Below are 16,345 nucleotides of genomic sequence, written 5' to 3'. Positions count from 1 at the left end.
TTAGCCCTCCTTGGTCGCAGGGATGGTGTCGGATACTTCGGCCGGCCCGCCAAAGGCGCGGGCAGCCGCGGCTCCGCCGGCAAGCGGCGTCGCCATGGGAATTTTCGCACGTCGTGCTGACACGACGGGAAGCTCAAAGGCAAACCCCATCGCCAGCAAAAACCACGTGAGCGCATAGGTTGCAATTATGGCGGCCACCAGGCCACCCGCCACGGCATGCTGGGAAAACACAGCGCATGCGAGTGCGGCCAGAGCCGGCACCTCGCAGGCGGAAAGGGCCAACACGCCCTGCAGGAATCCCGCACGGCGGTCGCGCGCCAAGGCCCCGGCAGCGATGCCCACCATGCCCGGCAGCGCCAACGCCAGCACAGCGACGATGCCTGGCAACTTTCCGGACCACATAAGAGGCCCCGCGGCAATCGTCACATGGGCGCCCGACGCCAACAGTGCCGCTGACACCACGACCACGGTCCAAAGCACGCCGCATACCGCCGTCGCACCAACCATCGCCGCACGCCGGACTGTGTGCCCCGATACCTCCATCGGGCACGGCATGAGCGGCTCGGCGCGAAGCGAGCGGGCGACATTTTGCGCATAGTGGTCGCAAAATGTCGAGAGCGCCGCCTCCACCGCAGCCGGCTCGGGACGATCTTCCTGATGGCAGGACAGGCAGGTCATCACCACATCGAACAGCTGAGCGTCGACAAACGCCAGCGCATCGCGCAAATCCTCGGAATTTGGATCGAGCCCCAGCTGCTGAGCCTGTTCGGCCGCGGCAAGTGCCACATCGGGCTCGCGTCGCAGCAGCTGCGTCAAGTCGCAGCCGGGCGCGTGGGCGCCGACGGGATAATCGGGCAGCGTATCCATCTTGAGGCGATAAGGGCTGGCGATATCGCGCGTCTTTTTGCGCGAGCCCGAAGTACCCGACGCACCCGGCGCTACTTCGTACGGCGCGACACCGGCGATGAGCTCGTAGACCGCACTCGCCGCTGCGTAGACATCGATCGCCGGCGACATGCGAAGCATGCGCAGGTCGGGGATATCGTCGGTGAGCATCTCGGGCGGGGCGTAGGCCACCGTCGCACGGCGCAACGTGGCATAGCGCTCGGTAAACGACGCCTTGCCGCCGGTGCCGGCCACCGCAGAGGCGGGCTCGAGCGCCAGCGACGAGCCAAAGTCGATCAAGCACAGGTCGAAGGTGCCTTCGGCAAGCTGTCGGTCGAGCGGCAGGCGCGCCGTGCGCACCATAACATTAGCGGGCGAGATATCGCGGTGGACAAAACCCTCGCCCACCAAGCTCATGCGGCAGAGCAGATCGAACAGGTCGCGACCCAGGCGCGCCGCCACGAGCGGTGACAGACGCCCGGCGTCGTCCACGGCAAGGCGCGAGCGCAGGCGAGCGAGCGTCTCGCCCTCGACCCACTCCATGACGATCACGGGCACGCCGTCGACCTCGCCCCACCCATATAAGCGGGGAAAGCCCTTAAGGCCCGAAAGGGCACGATGGCATTCATATTCCTCGCGAAACGCCGCCTTGAACTTGGTGACCAGCGCCTCGTGGGCGACATCGTCATCAAATTCGTCGCGCGTTGGCAAGATGAGCTGCTTGAGCGCCACGGCCTCGCCCTGCGCGTTGACGGCACGCGTCACACGGCCGATACCGCCGCGGCGCATGGTGGCGTCATCGGCAAACAGCATCGTAAAACGGCGCAGGTAGGCGGGAAGCTCGTCCGCGCCCAGGGCGACGGCCGGCTCAAACCCGTCGACGCGCGCCAGGCGCAGGCCCACCATGGGATCACGGTTGAGCGACTGGGCTGCCGTAGAAGCGAGGTCGTTCGTCATAGGGCGATCGCCGCCACATTGGTGTTGAAGTTGTTGAGCGCGACGTCGTCGTCGCCATAGTGTCCAACCCATTGACACAGGTTGGTATAGCAGCCCCACAGATTGGCATACTGCCGATACCACTTAGATTTGGTCGAGAACCTTTGCCGACCGAACTCGGCACGGATAACAAACATGTCATTCGCCAGGGTGTCGCACGGTCCGATATCGCCCGTAGCGTTATAGGTCGAAACCACGCTATTGGCGCGGGTGACATAGCCATCGAGCATGTTGTATTTGGTCACGAGCCAGCTGTGAATACTCTCCTCCTCGGCAGCCGAGAGGCCACCCGAGCCCGCGTCCCCGCCGGCACTGCCGTCCGTCGAGCCACCACTCGAAGATCCACCGCCAGAGGCGGAGCCCGAACCGGAACCGCCGCCCGACGAATCGGAGCTGGAGCCAGACGAACCCGAACCGCCGGGCTTGCCTGTCTGTTGGGCGTCCTGCCCCTTCTGCTGCTCGGCCTTATTGACGACAGAAGCCACGCTGTTATTGGAAAGCTTCGTAATGACCTTGGTGTTGGTGAGCACGATGGTCTTGCCGTTTGCCAGCGTGATCTCGTTGGACGCCTGCTCGCCCTCGTCCGCGGGGTCGACGCCAAACACGGTGCGCCCGACCACGCTCGCCCACGCATATCCAGTTGTCGTTCCCAAGTCGCTTTTGGCCTTGCGCCCAATATGCAGCTCGCGCGCAGCATGCGCCTGCACCATGGACGGCACCGTCATGCCATAAGCCGAAACACCGGCTATGACCAGCACGAGCGAGCAAGACAGCAGCACATACGCCCGAGGCGCCAGGCCCAGCCGGCGTCGCATGCGCACCGCGGCGCCACGCTTTGTCTGAATGCCCCCGGGCCGCATGCGTTCTCCTCCAACAAAAACACGCCGCTTAAAAGCGGCGCATTCTTTCATATTCACATTTGAGTGTATCAGCGAACCCAAAAGGTTGCGCAACGAATGGGCAAATACGAGGTGCAGACGGACCCATCCACGCGATAAGCGGATGAAAAGCAGGTTTGTTGAACAACAAATGAATGAACGCGTGCCCAATTATGAGTGCCCCGTGCGGCAGGCCGACGGGACATGCCGTGGAGCTGACGCCGCCTAGATCGCGCGGCGGGCCTCGATAGCGCGGCCAAGCGTAAGCTCGTCGGCATACTCCAAGTCGCCGCCCACGGGAAGGCCGCTCGCAAGACGCGATACTTCAACGCCCAATGGCTTGATGGTGCGAGCAAGGTAGCTCGCCGTGGTCTCGCCCTCGATGTTGGGGTTGGTGGCGATAATGACCTCGTGGATGTCCTCGTGGCCCAGGCGCGCCAGCAGCTCGCGGATATGCAGCTGCTCGGGACCGATCTTGTCCATGGGGCTGATCACGCCGCCCAGCACATGGTACAGGCCATGGTAGCTGCCCGTGCGCTCGATTGCCTGGACGTCGCGCGGCTCGCCCACCACGCAAATGCGAGTGGTATCGCGCATCGGGTCCTGGCAGATGGAGCACTCGTCGGCCGTGGCGTAGTTAAAGCAACGGCTGCAAAAGTGGACCTCCTGCTTGACCTCCAGGATGGCCTCGGCCAGGCGGCGGGCCTCCTCGGCATCGGCCTCGAGCAGGTAATAGGCGATGCGCTGGGCCGACTTGGGACCAATGCCCGGCAGACGGCCCAGTTCATCGAGCAGTTTTTGCAGACTGTGATTCGCACTCATATATATGCGTGTCTTAGAACGGCATGCCCGGGATGTTGAGGCCGCCGGTGATGGCGCCCATCTGCTTGTTGGCGAGCTCGTTGACGCCGCGGACGGCCTCGTTGACGGCAGCCATGATCATGTCCTGCAGCATATCGACGTCCTCGGGATCGAGGGCATCGGGATCGATGGTGAGGTTGACGAGCTCCATCTCGCCGTTAACGGTCACCTTGACCATGCCGCCGCCGGCAGAGGCGTCGACGGTCTGGGACTTGAGGTTCTCCTGCGCGGCGGCAAGCTGCTCCTGCATCTTGCGAGCCTGCTTCATCATCTGCTGCATGTTCATACCGGCCATAATGGCTCCTTTGCGTGCGGCCGCGCGACAAGCTGCAAGGGCAGCCGAGACGCGGCGGGACTTTCAAACTCAAAAATCGTACCACGGCGCGCGGCCAGCGAGCGGGGCGGACGTGTTACCTCAGTCGATATACATGTCCTCCAGCGCAGGCCGCGCCTAAAGATTATGCAAGGTCAAATAATTCGCATCTGCATAATATTGAAAGCTAAATCTTGTAGAGCCGGAATCCGACATGTAATGCGTACCACTAAATGGCCAAATGCCGAGCCACTGCTCGAGGCGGCGCTCATGACGGCGGGGTATAATTTGATTGCCATAGATAGCAATTTGGAGGTGCCCCATGAATGCCCCCGACATGCTCCAGAACATCCGCTCAAAACACCCCGTTGCATATGTGGTTCTCTATCTCTTTGTCGGCTGGGCATTGCTGGTTGTCATCACCCATGCCATAGCCTTTGGAGCAGAACTGCTGATAGCCAGCTCGGACCAGCCCGTCGTCAAATGGGAAGCGACCGATGAGTGCACCGACGGAACCCGAACCATTTACTACAACAGCCCGTCCCTCTACCAAGAGTTCAAGGTCAAGATAAAGGACTCCAAGATTGTCGATGCCGAACTGGGCTCTTTATTTACAATCGGAGCAACCGTCAACGCCGAGCAAGTCGAATACACGGACAGCCATGCGACATATCGTATCGACCTCAGCACCCTAGGCCGACCGTCACGCGCCTGTCTGCTCGAATGCGATATACGCGGCACCACACTACACATGTCCGAAATACAGATGCGCCCGGACAAAGAGACCTCTTCTTGAGCAGCATACCCGCCCGCACAGTTACTCCACCGGTTTGAAGATGGTGGCCTGTCCAAAGACGTTGCGGATGAGGGCTTTGGCCTCATCCTCGGTCTGCGGGATGCTCGGGGCTGCGCCCTGGTGGCCGAAGGGACTGCCGGCGCCGGGGTTGGACTCCCAAGGGGCAGCGGGGGCGTCATCGCTTGCGGGAGCGGACGTCGCAGCTGCGGGAGCCGCGGCTGAAGCGGCAGGGCTGGGCGCAGGCACCGCGGCAGGCACGTCGAACGGAGGAAGATCCTCCCCGCTCGCATCGCCGGCGAAGCCACCGACCATGGCGTCGTCGTAGGGCACCTGCTCGGATTCCCACGGCGCAGCCTGCGCAGGCGGCTGAGCCATGGGAGCGGACGCGCGCTCGGGTGCGCGGGGCGCGGGCTCGGTCGGGAGCTCGCCCGTGGCAGGAGCGCCGGCAGGGTTGTCGGAGCGCAGCCAGGGGGCCTTAGCCAGGTCGGATGACTTGGGCGCAGGCGCGACGGCGGGCTTGGACGCGGGGACCGGAGCAACCGGTTTGGGCGCAGCGGGTTCAGGCGCCGATGGGGTCGGTGCCGCTACCGGTGCCGCTTTTGGCTGCGTCGCGCTGGCGCTCGAGGATGCAGGGACCGCCGAGGACACGGGTTGCGGGTCCGCAGATACCGCAGCCCGTGCAGATGGAGAATGCTCCTCATGTTGAGGAGCCGGCGTGCCACCTCCATCCAGGACGTAGTCGACGGTGCGACGACCGAAGACCGCGCAGACCGTCGGCAGGACCACCGATTGCGTGTCGGCGCGACCGAGCATCTTGATGGCAAAGGTCGAGCCCGCGGGGAACGAGACCGTGAGCTTGGAGCCGTCGTCGGCCATGGCGCGGGCGTTAAGCAGAAGAGCCGCGTAGGAGGCTTGCTGAGCTTTGACGCGCTCGACGACCTCGGCCCATTTGCGCTGGAGCTCGCCGGCGTCCTCGACCGCGGGGGTCTCGGCAGCACCGGCGGCGGCAACCTCAGCGGCGTTGTTGGGCTTGGACACCGGCACGGTCGATGCAGCAGGCACGGGAGCCGGAGCCGCAACGGGCTGAGGTGCAGGCGTTACAGGCTTGGGCGCGGGAGCCGGAGCCGCGGACTTGGGTGCAGGCTGGGCAGCCGGAACAGCAGCGCCGCGGTCCCAAGGCATGCCGCCCTGATGCGCGGACGTAGCAGCGGGAGCGGCAGATGCCACAGGGGCAGCAGCCCGGGCACCCGAGATCAGCGTCGGCTGCTGGACAGCGGGTGCGGATGCAGCAGGCGCACTCGCTTGAGCAGCAGCCACGCTCGCCGGCACGGCGCCGTTGGCAACCATGGCCTCCAGGCGTGCCACGCGCTCGGCCAATGCCTCAATCGTTAAATCAGCCTCGGGACGTGCCAGACGCGTGCAGGCGATCTCGAGCACCAGGCGCACGTCGCTCGCACCCCTCATCTCCAGTGCGGCATCGTCGAGCACTGTCAGCACACGGGCCAGGCGGTCGGCAGGATGCTCGCCAAAGGCAGCGGCCTCGGCAGCAAGCGCCTCGGCCTGCTCGGAGCCGCCCTCAAACAGCTCGGCACGGGCACCGGCAACGCAGGCAACATACACGTCGCGCACATGCGCCACCAAGTCACGCGTCAGCTCAAGCAGGTCATTGCCCTCCTCGACCTGTGCGCGAATGAGCCCATACAGCTCGGCGACATCGCGATCAGCAATGGCGCGCGCAAACTCGCCTAGAATCTGGTCCGAAACTTCGCCCAAAAGCGAACGGGCATCGTCCGCATGCACGGCGCCGTTGCCAAAAACGCTCAGCTGCTCCAGCGTGGAGAGCGCGTCGCGCATGCCGCCCTTGGCATGGCGCGCCACGATAGCCAGCGCCTCGTCGTCGTAATCGAAGCCCTCCTGCTCGCACACGTATGCCAGGCGGCGCTCGATATCCTCGTTGCCGATGCGATGGAAATCGAAGCGCTGGCAGCGTGAGAGGATGGTCTCCAGAATCTTTTGCGGGTCGGTGGTGCACAGCACAAAGATCACGTGCGCCGGCGGCTCCTCGAGCGTCTTGAGCAGCGCGTTAAACGCCGCCGTCGTGAGCATGTGGACCTCGTCGATGATATAGATCTTGTACTTGCCACGCACCGGGGCAAAGTTGACGGAGTTGATGATTTCCTCGCGCACGTTGTCTACGCCGGTACGGCTTGCGGCATCGAGCTCGTAGACATCGGGGTGGTTGCCCTCGGCGATGAGCTCGCATTCCTCACAGGTGCCGTCGGGCATGCAGCCGCTCGCACCCTCGGCGCGCGCCGCCTCGGCATTGCGACAGAGCAGCGCCTTGGCAAGAATACGCGCCATGGTGGTCTTGCCCGTGCCGCGCGGTCCGCAGAACAGGTACGCATGGGACAGGCGCCCCTCGGTGATGGCGTGCTCGAGCGTCGAGACGATATGCTGCTGGCCCACCACGGAGTCGAAGGTGAGCGGGCGATACTTTCGGTACAACGATTCCATGGGTGCTCCCCCGGGTATACTGAGTCTTGTTGCCGCGGCGGCCATGCGGTCGCACGGCATACTGCATCCATAATAACCCGTACGGCGAGCCCGCCGCGATAGGAGTCCAAAGAGCATGGCAGACGCAGAGAGCAACCTCGTTCCCTCCGAAGCAGCCGACCAGGTCGAGGTCGCGCTCGAGGAGCAGGCCGCAGCCGACGACGGCATTCTGTACCTCAACGAGTACCAGTACGAAAACGACCTCGTCACCGACTTTGCGCGCCTGGTCGCCTCGCCCAGGCGTCGCGGCTCGCTGTATGTCGCCGCGGCAATTGCCGCGCTCATCGGCATCGGCATGCTGGTGGCCGGCGGCAACTGGATCAAGTTCGGCGTCGTCCTAATCGTATTCGGCGCCTTTTTGGCCTGGTGGAGCAAAAATCTGCACCATACGCTCGCGCGCGACTTTATCGAAGCCGTCGAGGCAGACGAGTCCATGGGCGGCCGCTACCGCCGCGTCGCCGCCAACGAGGACGGCCTGATGGTCTGGGGCAAGAGCGGCAAGTCGCAGTTCTTCCCGTTTGAGAAGCTCGACCATGTACTCGACGGCGAGCGCATCTTTGTGGCCATGTTCGCCGACCAGGGCGTGACGATCCCTAAGGACACCTTTGTGCGTGGTGATGCCGAGCAGTTTGGCTCCTTCCTCAAGACGCGCATCAACAAAAAGCTGCGCATCGAGACCAAACGCAAAAAGATGAAGGCCGAAAAGGCCGCTGCCAAGGCCAAGCAGGAAAGCGAGCCTAAGAATGCAAAGGCCAAACAGCGCAAGCAGAAGAAGAACAAGAAGAAGCGCTAAGGCCAAGTCAGATAGGCCACCTCGCCCCGCTACCTTCACCATGCACCCGAGCGTGCTACACTAGCAGCATCTATGCCACCGCGAACGGCTCGGCTCCGCGCCCGCCGCTCGCAAACGAACTTTAAACGCACGAGGGTTGGCCATGCCGCTTTTCTCGCAACATACCGCCCGGTTCTCGCCGGACGTTCCCTTGGAGGGCACCAGCTCTCGCGAGCTGCTCAAGCGGTTCCAGCCGCTCGAGACGCTTGCGACCGGCGGTTTTGGCTCCATCGAGATTTGCCGCGACACGCACCTGCGCCGTCGCGTCGCCATTAAGCGCATCCCCCTCACAGACGGCGCCGGCATGCCCGCCAGCGACATCATGGATGTCCTGCGCGAGGCACACACCGCCGCCATGCTTCAACATCCCAATATCGTGCAGGTTATCGACTTTACGCACGATACCGCCTATGCCTACCTCGTCATGGAATATGTCGACGGCATGTCGCTCGCCGACTTTTTGCATCGCGTGGACGGCCATTCGCTCACCTTTGACGAGGCCGCGGCAATTGCCGACGCGCTGGGCCAGGCGCTCACCTTCGCCCATAGCAACGGCGTGCTCCACCTGGATATTAAGCCCGCCAACGTGCTCATCGACCACTCGGGCAACGTAAAGCTCACCGACTTTGGCATGGCGCGACTGTCGTCTGCCGGCGGCTTTGGCGGCTCGCGCGGCGGCACCATCGGCTACATGCCACCCGAGCAGCTCGATATCGAGACCGGCACAGTCGACGAGCGCGCCGATGTCTTTGCCCTCGCCTGCGTGATCTACGAGGGCCTGTGCGGCAGCGCCCCCTTTATGGCCGCCACGCCCGGCGACTCGCTCGGCCGTATCATCGGCGGTGCCACCTACCCCAGCGAGCTCATCCCGCACTTTCCCCCGGGAGCCGAGGCTGCGCTCATGAGCGCCCTCTCCCCCATGCCGCAAGACCGCCCCAACAGCATCGAGGCATTTTGCGACCAGCTGCTCGCCGGCTTGGGCAGCGTGCGCGAGGGCCGTCGCAGCCTGGAGCAGATGGTGGGCGAGCTGTCGGATGACGAGCGCGCGGCAGACGATATCGAATCGTTACCCTATGAGGACGACACCATCGAGGTCGACCCCGCACTCGGCTGGGCCGGCACGCGCTGGAGCCACGCGCGCGATTACACCATGCGCGCCATCTCGGCGCTAACGTGCGGTGCCTTTAGCTTTTTGATCATGCAGACGGCTGGCGTCGCGGCGCTTCCCGGACTTATTGCCGCGGCCATCGCAATTGGGGCGGCCGCCGGCCTGGCCCCGCAGATTGGCTCGGCCATCTCGGCCGTGGGCTTTTTGGTACTTATGGCCAACGCCACCATGCAGACGCAGGGCATCCTGTCGATGCTACCCGTCGCGGTGCTCTTTGCCGCCACCATGTCCGGTTGGTGGATCGCCTGGGGACGCACCGAGGCGGCCGCGAGCGCGGCGCTCACCTGCGCGGTAGCACTTGGCTGTCTAACGGGTGACGTCCTCCTTGCCGCCGGGGTCGCCGCTGGCATCGCGGCCTTTTGGCTCGGCCCGGCAAGCGCCGCGGCCGCTACGGGGATGGGCGCGCTTTTTGGCCGCCTGGCTACGGTTGCGCTTTCCGCCGGAGGCGTGCTGGGGCTCGGCAATGTTGCCGCGGCGCTGGGAGACATGCTCTTCTGGGCTGCCGTTGTGCTTGTCGCGGCGACAGTTGCACTGACATCTCTGCTGCTCAACGCCCATGCCAGGCGTGCCGAGCAGGGCTCGAACCTGGCTGCAATCGCTGCCATCGCCGGCTGCGGAATAGGCACCGCGGCGTCGCTCTGTCTTGCACACCATATGGAAATTGCCAGCCTTGCGGCCGCGGTCGTCGTCAAGGCGGCGGTTGCGGGAACCCTATCCTCTATAATCGTTGGGATATGCCTATATTTGCTCGGATACCAAAGAACCTATACGGAGAGTGATCTTTCGTGAACTTCCTGAACATCTTCGAGGACCACGTGGCCGGCATCTTCGGTGCCACCCGTGCCCCGTTCTCCTTTAAGAAGCTTGCCAAGCAGGCCGCTCGCGACATGGAGGATCAGACTCTGGTGATCAACGGCGTCAACACCGCGCCGGCACTCTATACCATCCTGATCGCCGCCGACGACGATCCCATGCTCGCTCCGTTCTACCCCGAGCTTTCGCGCGAAGTCCGCGAGTTTGTGAAGGCACAGGCCGAAAAGCGCCGCTATGTGTTTGTCGGCGAACCCCTCGTTCGCTTTATGATCGACCCGCAGCTGCGTGCCGGTAAGTTCTCGGTCTTTGCCGAGAACGTCGACGCCCCCACGCTCGGTCGTCTGTACGAGGAAGAGCGCGCCTACCAGAATGGCCTGGGCCAGAACAACTCGGCCGCAAGCCGCGCCGCCAGCGCTCCCCGCGCCGGCAAGCAGCAATTCGCCGCTCCGCAGCAACAGCACCCCGCCGCCATGCCCCAGCAGCCGACGCCCCGTGCCGCCGCTCCCGACCCGCTCGCCGTGGCCGACCCCTTTGCGCCCAACGTCCCCGACCCCGCCGCCGCGCCCATCCCCGTGCCGCAGACCGTCTCTCGTGACGCCCTCGCCGGTATGGGCGGAGCCGCCGCAACCGGCGCCGCCGTGGGCCTTGGCGCCGCTGCCGGCATTGCCTCCAACATGGCGAGCACCCGCGCCCCGCAGCGCCCGCTCGCCCAGCTCGTCGACGTCGTGAGCGGCGAGAGCCACAGCATCACTTCCGCGCAGGTGACCATCGGTCGCGAGCGTTCGGTTTCGGACATCGCCCTGCGCGACCCCAACGTGTCGCGCCGTCACGCCCAGCTCACCTTTACCGGTTCGGACTGGTCGATCGAGGACCTCAATTCCACCAACGGCACGCTCGTCAACAACCGCCACATCACGCGCTGCCCGCTGCGCAACGGCGATCTGCTGACGTTTGGCCTGAGCACCTTTGAATTTAGGGGATAGTCGCTTATGAACATCGATATCGTCCTTTTTGCAGGCCGCATCGTCCTGGTCGCCCTGCTCTACATCTTCCTGTTCGCCGTCATGAAAACCGGCGTGGGACTCGTACGCGGCCAGCGCCGCGACTCCGCTATCTGGACGATCGATGTGGACAAGGGTCCGCGCGGCATCCGTGGCATCCACGTAGACATGCTCGGCCCCGTCATCGTGGGCCGCTCGCCGTCCTCGGACATCTGCATCAACGAACCGTTTGTCTCGGCCTCGCACGCACGCTTTTCGCTGCAGGGCCCGGCACTCATCATCGAAGACCTCAACTCTTTGAACGGCACGCTCGTTAACGGCCGTCAGCTGGTGGAGCCCGCAACGCTGCGCGAGGGTGACGAGGTCCAGATTGGCGACGTGGTCATGAAGGTGAACCGTCGATGATCGACGAGGAGAACAAGTCCGCAACCATGCCCGAGACGCCAACTGTCCCCGCAGCTGCGCCGGCTCATGCCGCTCCAGCGCGCCCTGCGACCGTGGAGCCCGAGGACACGGTGTTCTCCCTGCCTCTTTCGCATGTAACTCAAGAATATCCGGCACTCGTCGATGACGAGGACGCCAGCACCGAGCAGCTCGACGCCCCCATCGGCGCGCACGCTGCCGAGCAGCCCGCGGAACCGGAGGCAGCGTCCGCACCGGCTCACTTTGCCGAGCCCGTCGCCGAGGCGATTAACGAGAGCGCTGCCGTGCTTGCAGCCCCCGAGCCTGCCGCGCCGGTATTCCCCGTCGCCCCGGCAAGCGAGGCGGCACCCGAATCTTCAACGCCTGCCGAAGTCGAGCAGCCCGTTGCCGCGCCCGCCGCAGCTCCCGAGCCCTCTGCTCAACCCCAGAGCACGCCCGCGCCGTCGCACTTTGCGACGCCCGAGCCGACGGCTGTCGAGCCGCAGCAGGACGGCGATCCCGTCGACCGCGTAACCGAAGATCTCAACCTTCCGGACATCTCCGACGCCGAGTCGGGAGACGATGCCGACACCGTCTCCCCCGGCGACACCGCCGAGATCGATGTCGCCGCCGTGGAGGCAAAGCTCAAAGATCCCGGCTCGACCATGAGCTTCGAGCCGCTGACCGACGAGCGCATCGAGACCGACTCGACCTACGACGCCGGCACCACCACGCAGCTTATGTGGGGCGCCCGCTCCGACGTCGGATGCGTACGCCCGCACAATGAGGACTCCTATCTGGTGCAGTCGCCGCTCTTTTGCGTGTGCGACGGCATGGGAGGACACGCCGCCGGCGAGGTAGCATCCTCCATCGCCGTCGAGACCATCGCCAAGACGGCGCCGCAGTCCGCCGACGCCGCGCGCCTGGCCGCAGCCGTCGAGGCCGCCAACGCCGCCGTGATCGAGGCCGCCCTCAACGGCCTGGGCAAACCCGGCATGGGATGCACGGCCACCTGCGCCTACATCGAAAACGACACGCTCGCCATCGCCCACGTGGGCGACTCGCGCGCCTACCTGCTCCACGAGGGTACGCTCATCCGCGTGACCCGCGACCACTCCTACGTAGAGGAGCTCGTGGATGCCGGCGAGATTACGGCCGACGAGGCCCGCGTCCACCCCAACCGCTCGGTCATCACCCGCGCGCTGGGCTCGGATCCCGCCATGTATGCCGACCACTTTACCCTGCACATCGAGGAAGGCGACCGCCTGATTCTGTGCTCCGACGGTCTTTCGAGCATGATTCCCGATAGCGATATCGAGAACATCGCTACGCAGTCCTCGAGCGCACAGATCTGTGTCGACAACTTGGTGGACGCGGCGCTCGCCGCCGGCGGCCACGACAATGTGACCGTGGTGGTCGTCGACCTGGTCGACGACGGCGTCATGCGCGAGGCAAAACGCGTCCGACGCCGCAATGTCACCATCGGCGCCGTCTTGGCCCTTGTCTTTGTGCTGGTAGCAGGCATCTGGGCATACACGGGCGTCACCGGCTCCTATTACTTGGGAACCTACCACGGCAATGTCGCCGTCTGGCGCGGCCTGCCCGGCAAGACGCTCGGGGTCGAGCTCCACTGGCTCGAGAGCGAAACCAGCATCAAGCTGTCCGACCTGCCCGAAGACACGCAAAACCGCCTGAAGGCAGGCATTCCGCAAACGAGTGTCGACGATGCGCAGGACACCATTTCCAAGTACCGCCATCAGATTGACGAGGAGCAGACCCGTCAGGTGATTGACGCGCAAACGATTCGCAACAACACCGATCAGGAATCCACCTCCGAGTCAGATTCCGAGAAAACCGCCGAACAGTCAGCCGAGGCCGAAGCCTCCGATAAGAATTAGAAAGGGAGTGCCGCTTATGAGTCGCCGCAACACCGAACTGCTCTTGCTCATCGCCTCGGCGTTCCCCGTCATCCTGCTCTATGCGATGTACGTGCTCACCGCGGGCGCCACGATTTCCTTTGAGACGCTCGCCGTGCCGATCGGCCTGTTCGCCGCCTTCGCCGCGGCGCATATCGCCGTGCGCATCCTGGCGCCCGGCGCCGACCCCGCCATCCTGCCCATCGTCTTTGTGCTCTCGGGCATCGGCATCACATTCGTGACGCGCCTGGCCCCCGACCTCGCCATCTCGCAGCTCATCATCTTGTTTGTCTCGGTAGCGCTCATGGTGGGAACGCTCGCACTGGTCAAGAACCTCGACGTGGTCATGCGCTACAAGTACACCTTTGGCATTATCGGCATCATCCTGCTGATGCTGCCGATCTTTATCGGCACCACGATCTCGGGCTCCAAGCTGTGGATTCGCATCGCGGGCTTCACCATCCAGCCCGGCGAGTTCGCCAAGGTCTTCATAGTCTTGTTCCTGGCAGGCTATCTGGCCGAGAACCGCGAGCTGCTCTCCATCTCCAACCGCAAGATCCTGGGACTCAAGATTCCGCGCTTCCGCCTGCTGCTGCCGCTGTTTGCCGTGTGGGGCGTGTGCCTGCTCATCGTCGTCTTCGAACGCGACCTGGGCTCGGCCGTCCTGTTCTACACCATCTTTTTGCTGATGCTCTATGTTGCCACGGGACGCTTTTCGTACGTCATCATCGGCCTTGCGCTGCTGGCCGTTGGAGCCGTGGGCGCCTACAAGTTCCTGTCGCACGTGCAAGTGCGCTTTCAGGTCTGGGTCGATCCGTTTAAGGACGCCCAGGGCCAGGGCTACCAGATCGTACAGTCACTTTACTCGCTGGCTGACGGCGGCCTGGTTGGCGTCGGCATCGGCAATGGCATGGCAAACAACATCCCCGTCGTCGAGTCCGACTTTATCTTCTCGGCCATCGGCGAGGAAATGGGCCTTTTGGGCGGCGGCGCCGTGCTCATCCTGTTTATGCTTTTTGCCGTGCGTGGCCTCACCACAGCCGCCCGCGCCAAGTCCGACCTTGCCGCCTTTAGCGCGACCGGCCTTACGGCGGCCATCAGCTTCCAGGCATTCTTAATCGTTGGCGGCGTAACCCGCCTGATCCCGCTGACCGGCGTCACCCTGCCCTTTATGAGCCAGGGTGGCTCCTCGCTGCTGGCGAGCTTTATCATCGTCGCGCTGCTGCTGCGCGCCGGCGACGAGGCAACCGGACGCGAAGCCGAGCTCACCGGCACCGGCACCATGGCCGCCATCACCGATGACCAGGTCGCATCCGCTGCCGCCCCGACCGGTACGCGTTTTGCCAACGCATCTTCCTACAGCCACGGCAACCACTCCGCGGGTTCTCGCATGCGTCGTCGCCTGCTCGACACGCCTGAGTCCGGCGTGCTCGGCCGCGTGGCACTTGCCAACCGTCTGACTCGTACCGTGCTTGCCTTCACGGCGCTGTTCGCCATCCTTATCGGCAACCTCACCTATGTCCAGGTCATCAAGGCGAAGGACTATCAGGACATGCCGACCAACAACCACACCATCGCACGCTCCAAGTACATCCAGCGTGGCTCCATCATCACGTCCGACGGCGTGACACTAGCCGAGTCGCTGCAACAGGAGGACGGCACCTACGCCCGCTCCTATCCCAACGGCAACATGGCCGCGCACGTGGTGGGCTACGTGAGCCAGCAATACGGCACTGCCGGCATCGAGAGCGTCATGAACGATACGCTCACTGGGTCCAAGGATTACTCCAGCTGGAACAACGCCATCGCGTCGCTCGCGGGGCAGACCCAGCCGGGCAATACCGCCAAGCTCACCATCGACTCGCGCATCCAGACGGCTGCCGAGCAGGCGCTCAAGGGCTTTAAGGGCGCTGTGGTGGTCATGGATCCGCGCACCGGTGCGGTCCTTGCGTGCGCGAGCTCGCCCACCTACGACAACACCAACATCGACGCGTTGCTCCAGTCGGGCGGCGGCGAGGACGGCTCCATGTACGACCGTGCCATGGACGCGCTTTACACCCCGGGCTCGACCTTTAAGGTCGTCACACTCTCCGCGGCGCTCGAAACCGGCACCGCCAGCCTTACCAGCACGTACCAGGCGCCCGGCTCCATGGACATCGGCAACGCGCCGGTCACCAACGATGCCAACGAGAGCTACGGCACCATCAGCCTGCAGCAGGCCTTCGCCGTGTCGTCCAACGTCGTCTTTGGCCAGGTGGCCAACGAGGTCGGTGCCAGCTCGCTCGTCCAGTTTGCCAATGCCTTTGGCTACGGTCAAAAGCTCGGTCAGGATCTGACCACCGCGGCTTCCATCATGGCCGACCCGTCGCTTATGACCGAGTGGGAGACCGCTTGGGCAGGCGCCGGCCAGCCCGTCGGCATGGACCACACGCCTGGCCCGCAGACCACCGTTATGCAGAATTGCGTGATTGCTGCGGCTATCGCCAACAGCGGCGTAGTCATGGATCCGTTCTTTGTGTCCCAGATACTCGCCCCGGACGGAACCGTGGTTAAGACCACGCAGTCCCGCTCGCTGGGCCAGGCTGTCAGCTCTGCCACGGCCGACCAGGTTAAGCAGGCCATGCTCGCCGTCGTCCAGTCCGGTACCGGCACCGATGCCCAGATTCCGGGCGTCAAGGTTGCCGGCAAGACCGGTTCGGCCGAGACCGGCGGCACCAACGTCAACTCTATGTTTGTTGGCTTTGCACCTTACGATTCACCCACGGTTGCCATCTCGGTGGCCTTGGAGGATTACGACAAACACGACGTCGAGGCGGCCAAGATTGCCGGCATCGTCCTGACCGCGGCGCTCGCCGCACAGGGAGCGTGATGCCCATGATCAAAGCGGATACTTATGGCGCGCCGCGGCCGATGAGCTAGCGGCAACGCTCC

12 protein-coding genes are annotated in these 16,345 nt (G+C 64.2%); 7 read left to right on the top strand and 5 right to left on the bottom strand.

Annotated elements, in window-relative coordinates:
- From AB5Z20_RS04160 to AB5Z20_RS04145, 4 genes are all read right to left on the bottom strand, one after another.
- Entirely contained in the window at nt 1–1,842 is a 1,842-nt protein-coding gene (locus AB5Z20_RS04160; RefSeq protein ID WP_368156376.1) for a serine/threonine protein kinase, read from the bottom strand.
- On the bottom strand, nt 1,839–2,741 hold the full coding sequence (locus tag AB5Z20_RS04155; protein WP_368156375.1) for a hypothetical protein: 903 nt from the start codon (nt 2,739–2,741) through the stop codon (nt 1,839–1,841). The genes AB5Z20_RS04160 and AB5Z20_RS04155 overlap by 4 nt, the downstream gene beginning before the upstream one ends.
- A gap of 243 nt (nt 2,742–2,984) precedes the next feature.
- Nucleotides 2,985–3,581: a recombination mediator RecR gene (recR, locus tag AB5Z20_RS04150; protein WP_006235173.1), complete on the bottom strand. Its 597-nt coding sequence runs from the start codon at nt 3,579–3,581 to the stop codon at nt 2,985–2,987.
- A 13-nt stretch (nt 3,582–3,594) separates the two neighbouring features.
- Nucleotides 3,595–3,915, bottom strand: a complete 321-nt coding sequence (locus AB5Z20_RS04145) for a YbaB/EbfC family nucleoid-associated protein (RefSeq protein WP_006235174.1) — start codon at nt 3,913–3,915, stop codon at nt 3,595–3,597.
- Between the two features lie 340 nt (nt 3,916–4,255).
- Here AB5Z20_RS04145 and AB5Z20_RS04140 point away from each other — a divergent pair, with 340 nt between their 5' ends.
- Nucleotides 4,256–4,729 carry a hypothetical protein gene (locus AB5Z20_RS04140; protein WP_368156374.1) on the top strand — a complete coding sequence of 158 codons (474 nt, stop codon included), beginning with the start codon at nt 4,256–4,258 and terminating at the stop codon, nt 4,727–4,729.
- A gap of 21 nt (nt 4,730–4,750) precedes the next feature.
- Here the strand turns inward: AB5Z20_RS04140 and dnaX are convergent, their stop codons facing one another.
- A complete protein-coding gene (dnaX, locus tag AB5Z20_RS04135; RefSeq protein ID WP_368156372.1) occupies nt 4,751–7,243 on the bottom strand; it encodes a DNA polymerase III subunit gamma/tau in 2,493 nt (830 codons plus the stop codon).
- Nucleotides 7,244–7,358: 115 nt separating this feature from the next.
- Here dnaX and AB5Z20_RS04130 point away from each other — a divergent pair, with 115 nt between their 5' ends.
- The 6 genes from AB5Z20_RS04130 to AB5Z20_RS04105 all read left to right on the top strand — a co-directional run bounded on the left by AB5Z20_RS04130 (nt 7,359) and on the right by AB5Z20_RS04105 (nt 16,283).
- On the top strand, nt 7,359–8,075 hold the full coding sequence (locus tag AB5Z20_RS04130) for a hypothetical protein (protein ID WP_225094131.1): 717 nt from the start codon (nt 7,359–7,361) through the stop codon (nt 8,073–8,075).
- Between the two features lie 142 nt (nt 8,076–8,217).
- Complete coding sequence (locus AB5Z20_RS04125) at nt 8,218–10,071, top strand: serine/threonine-protein kinase (RefSeq protein ID WP_368156371.1); 1,854 nt, start codon at nt 8,218–8,220, stop codon at nt 10,069–10,071.
- Complete coding sequence (locus AB5Z20_RS04120) at nt 10,068–11,078, top strand: FhaA domain-containing protein (RefSeq protein WP_368156369.1); 1,011 nt, start codon at nt 10,068–10,070, stop codon at nt 11,076–11,078. Before AB5Z20_RS04125 ends, AB5Z20_RS04120 begins: the two co-directional genes overlap by 4 nt.
- 6 nt (nt 11,079–11,084) lie before the next feature.
- A complete protein-coding gene (locus tag AB5Z20_RS04115) occupies nt 11,085–11,501 on the top strand; it encodes an FHA domain-containing protein (protein ID WP_006235180.1) in 417 nt (138 codons plus the stop codon).
- A complete protein-coding gene (locus tag AB5Z20_RS04110; protein WP_368156367.1) occupies nt 11,498–13,396 on the top strand; it encodes a Stp1/IreP family PP2C-type Ser/Thr phosphatase in 1,899 nt (632 codons plus the stop codon). Before AB5Z20_RS04115 ends, AB5Z20_RS04110 begins: the two co-directional genes overlap by 4 nt.
- Nucleotides 13,397–13,412: 16 nt before the next feature.
- Nucleotides 13,413–16,283 carry an FtsW/RodA/SpoVE family cell cycle protein gene (locus AB5Z20_RS04105; protein ID WP_368156366.1) on the top strand — a complete coding sequence of 957 codons (2,871 nt, stop codon included), beginning with the start codon at nt 13,413–13,415 and terminating at the stop codon, nt 16,281–16,283.
- Nucleotides 16,284–16,345 lie beyond the last annotated feature (62 nt).

Origin of the sequence: Collinsella aerofaciens (genome assembly GCF_040910245.1) — a bacterium.
In the GTDB taxonomy this organism is placed as follows: Bacteria; Actinomycetota; Coriobacteriia; order Coriobacteriales; family Coriobacteriaceae; genus Collinsella.
The sequence above is the reverse complement of the archived record's forward strand: the minus strand, read 5'-3'. Positions and strand labels throughout refer to the sequence as shown.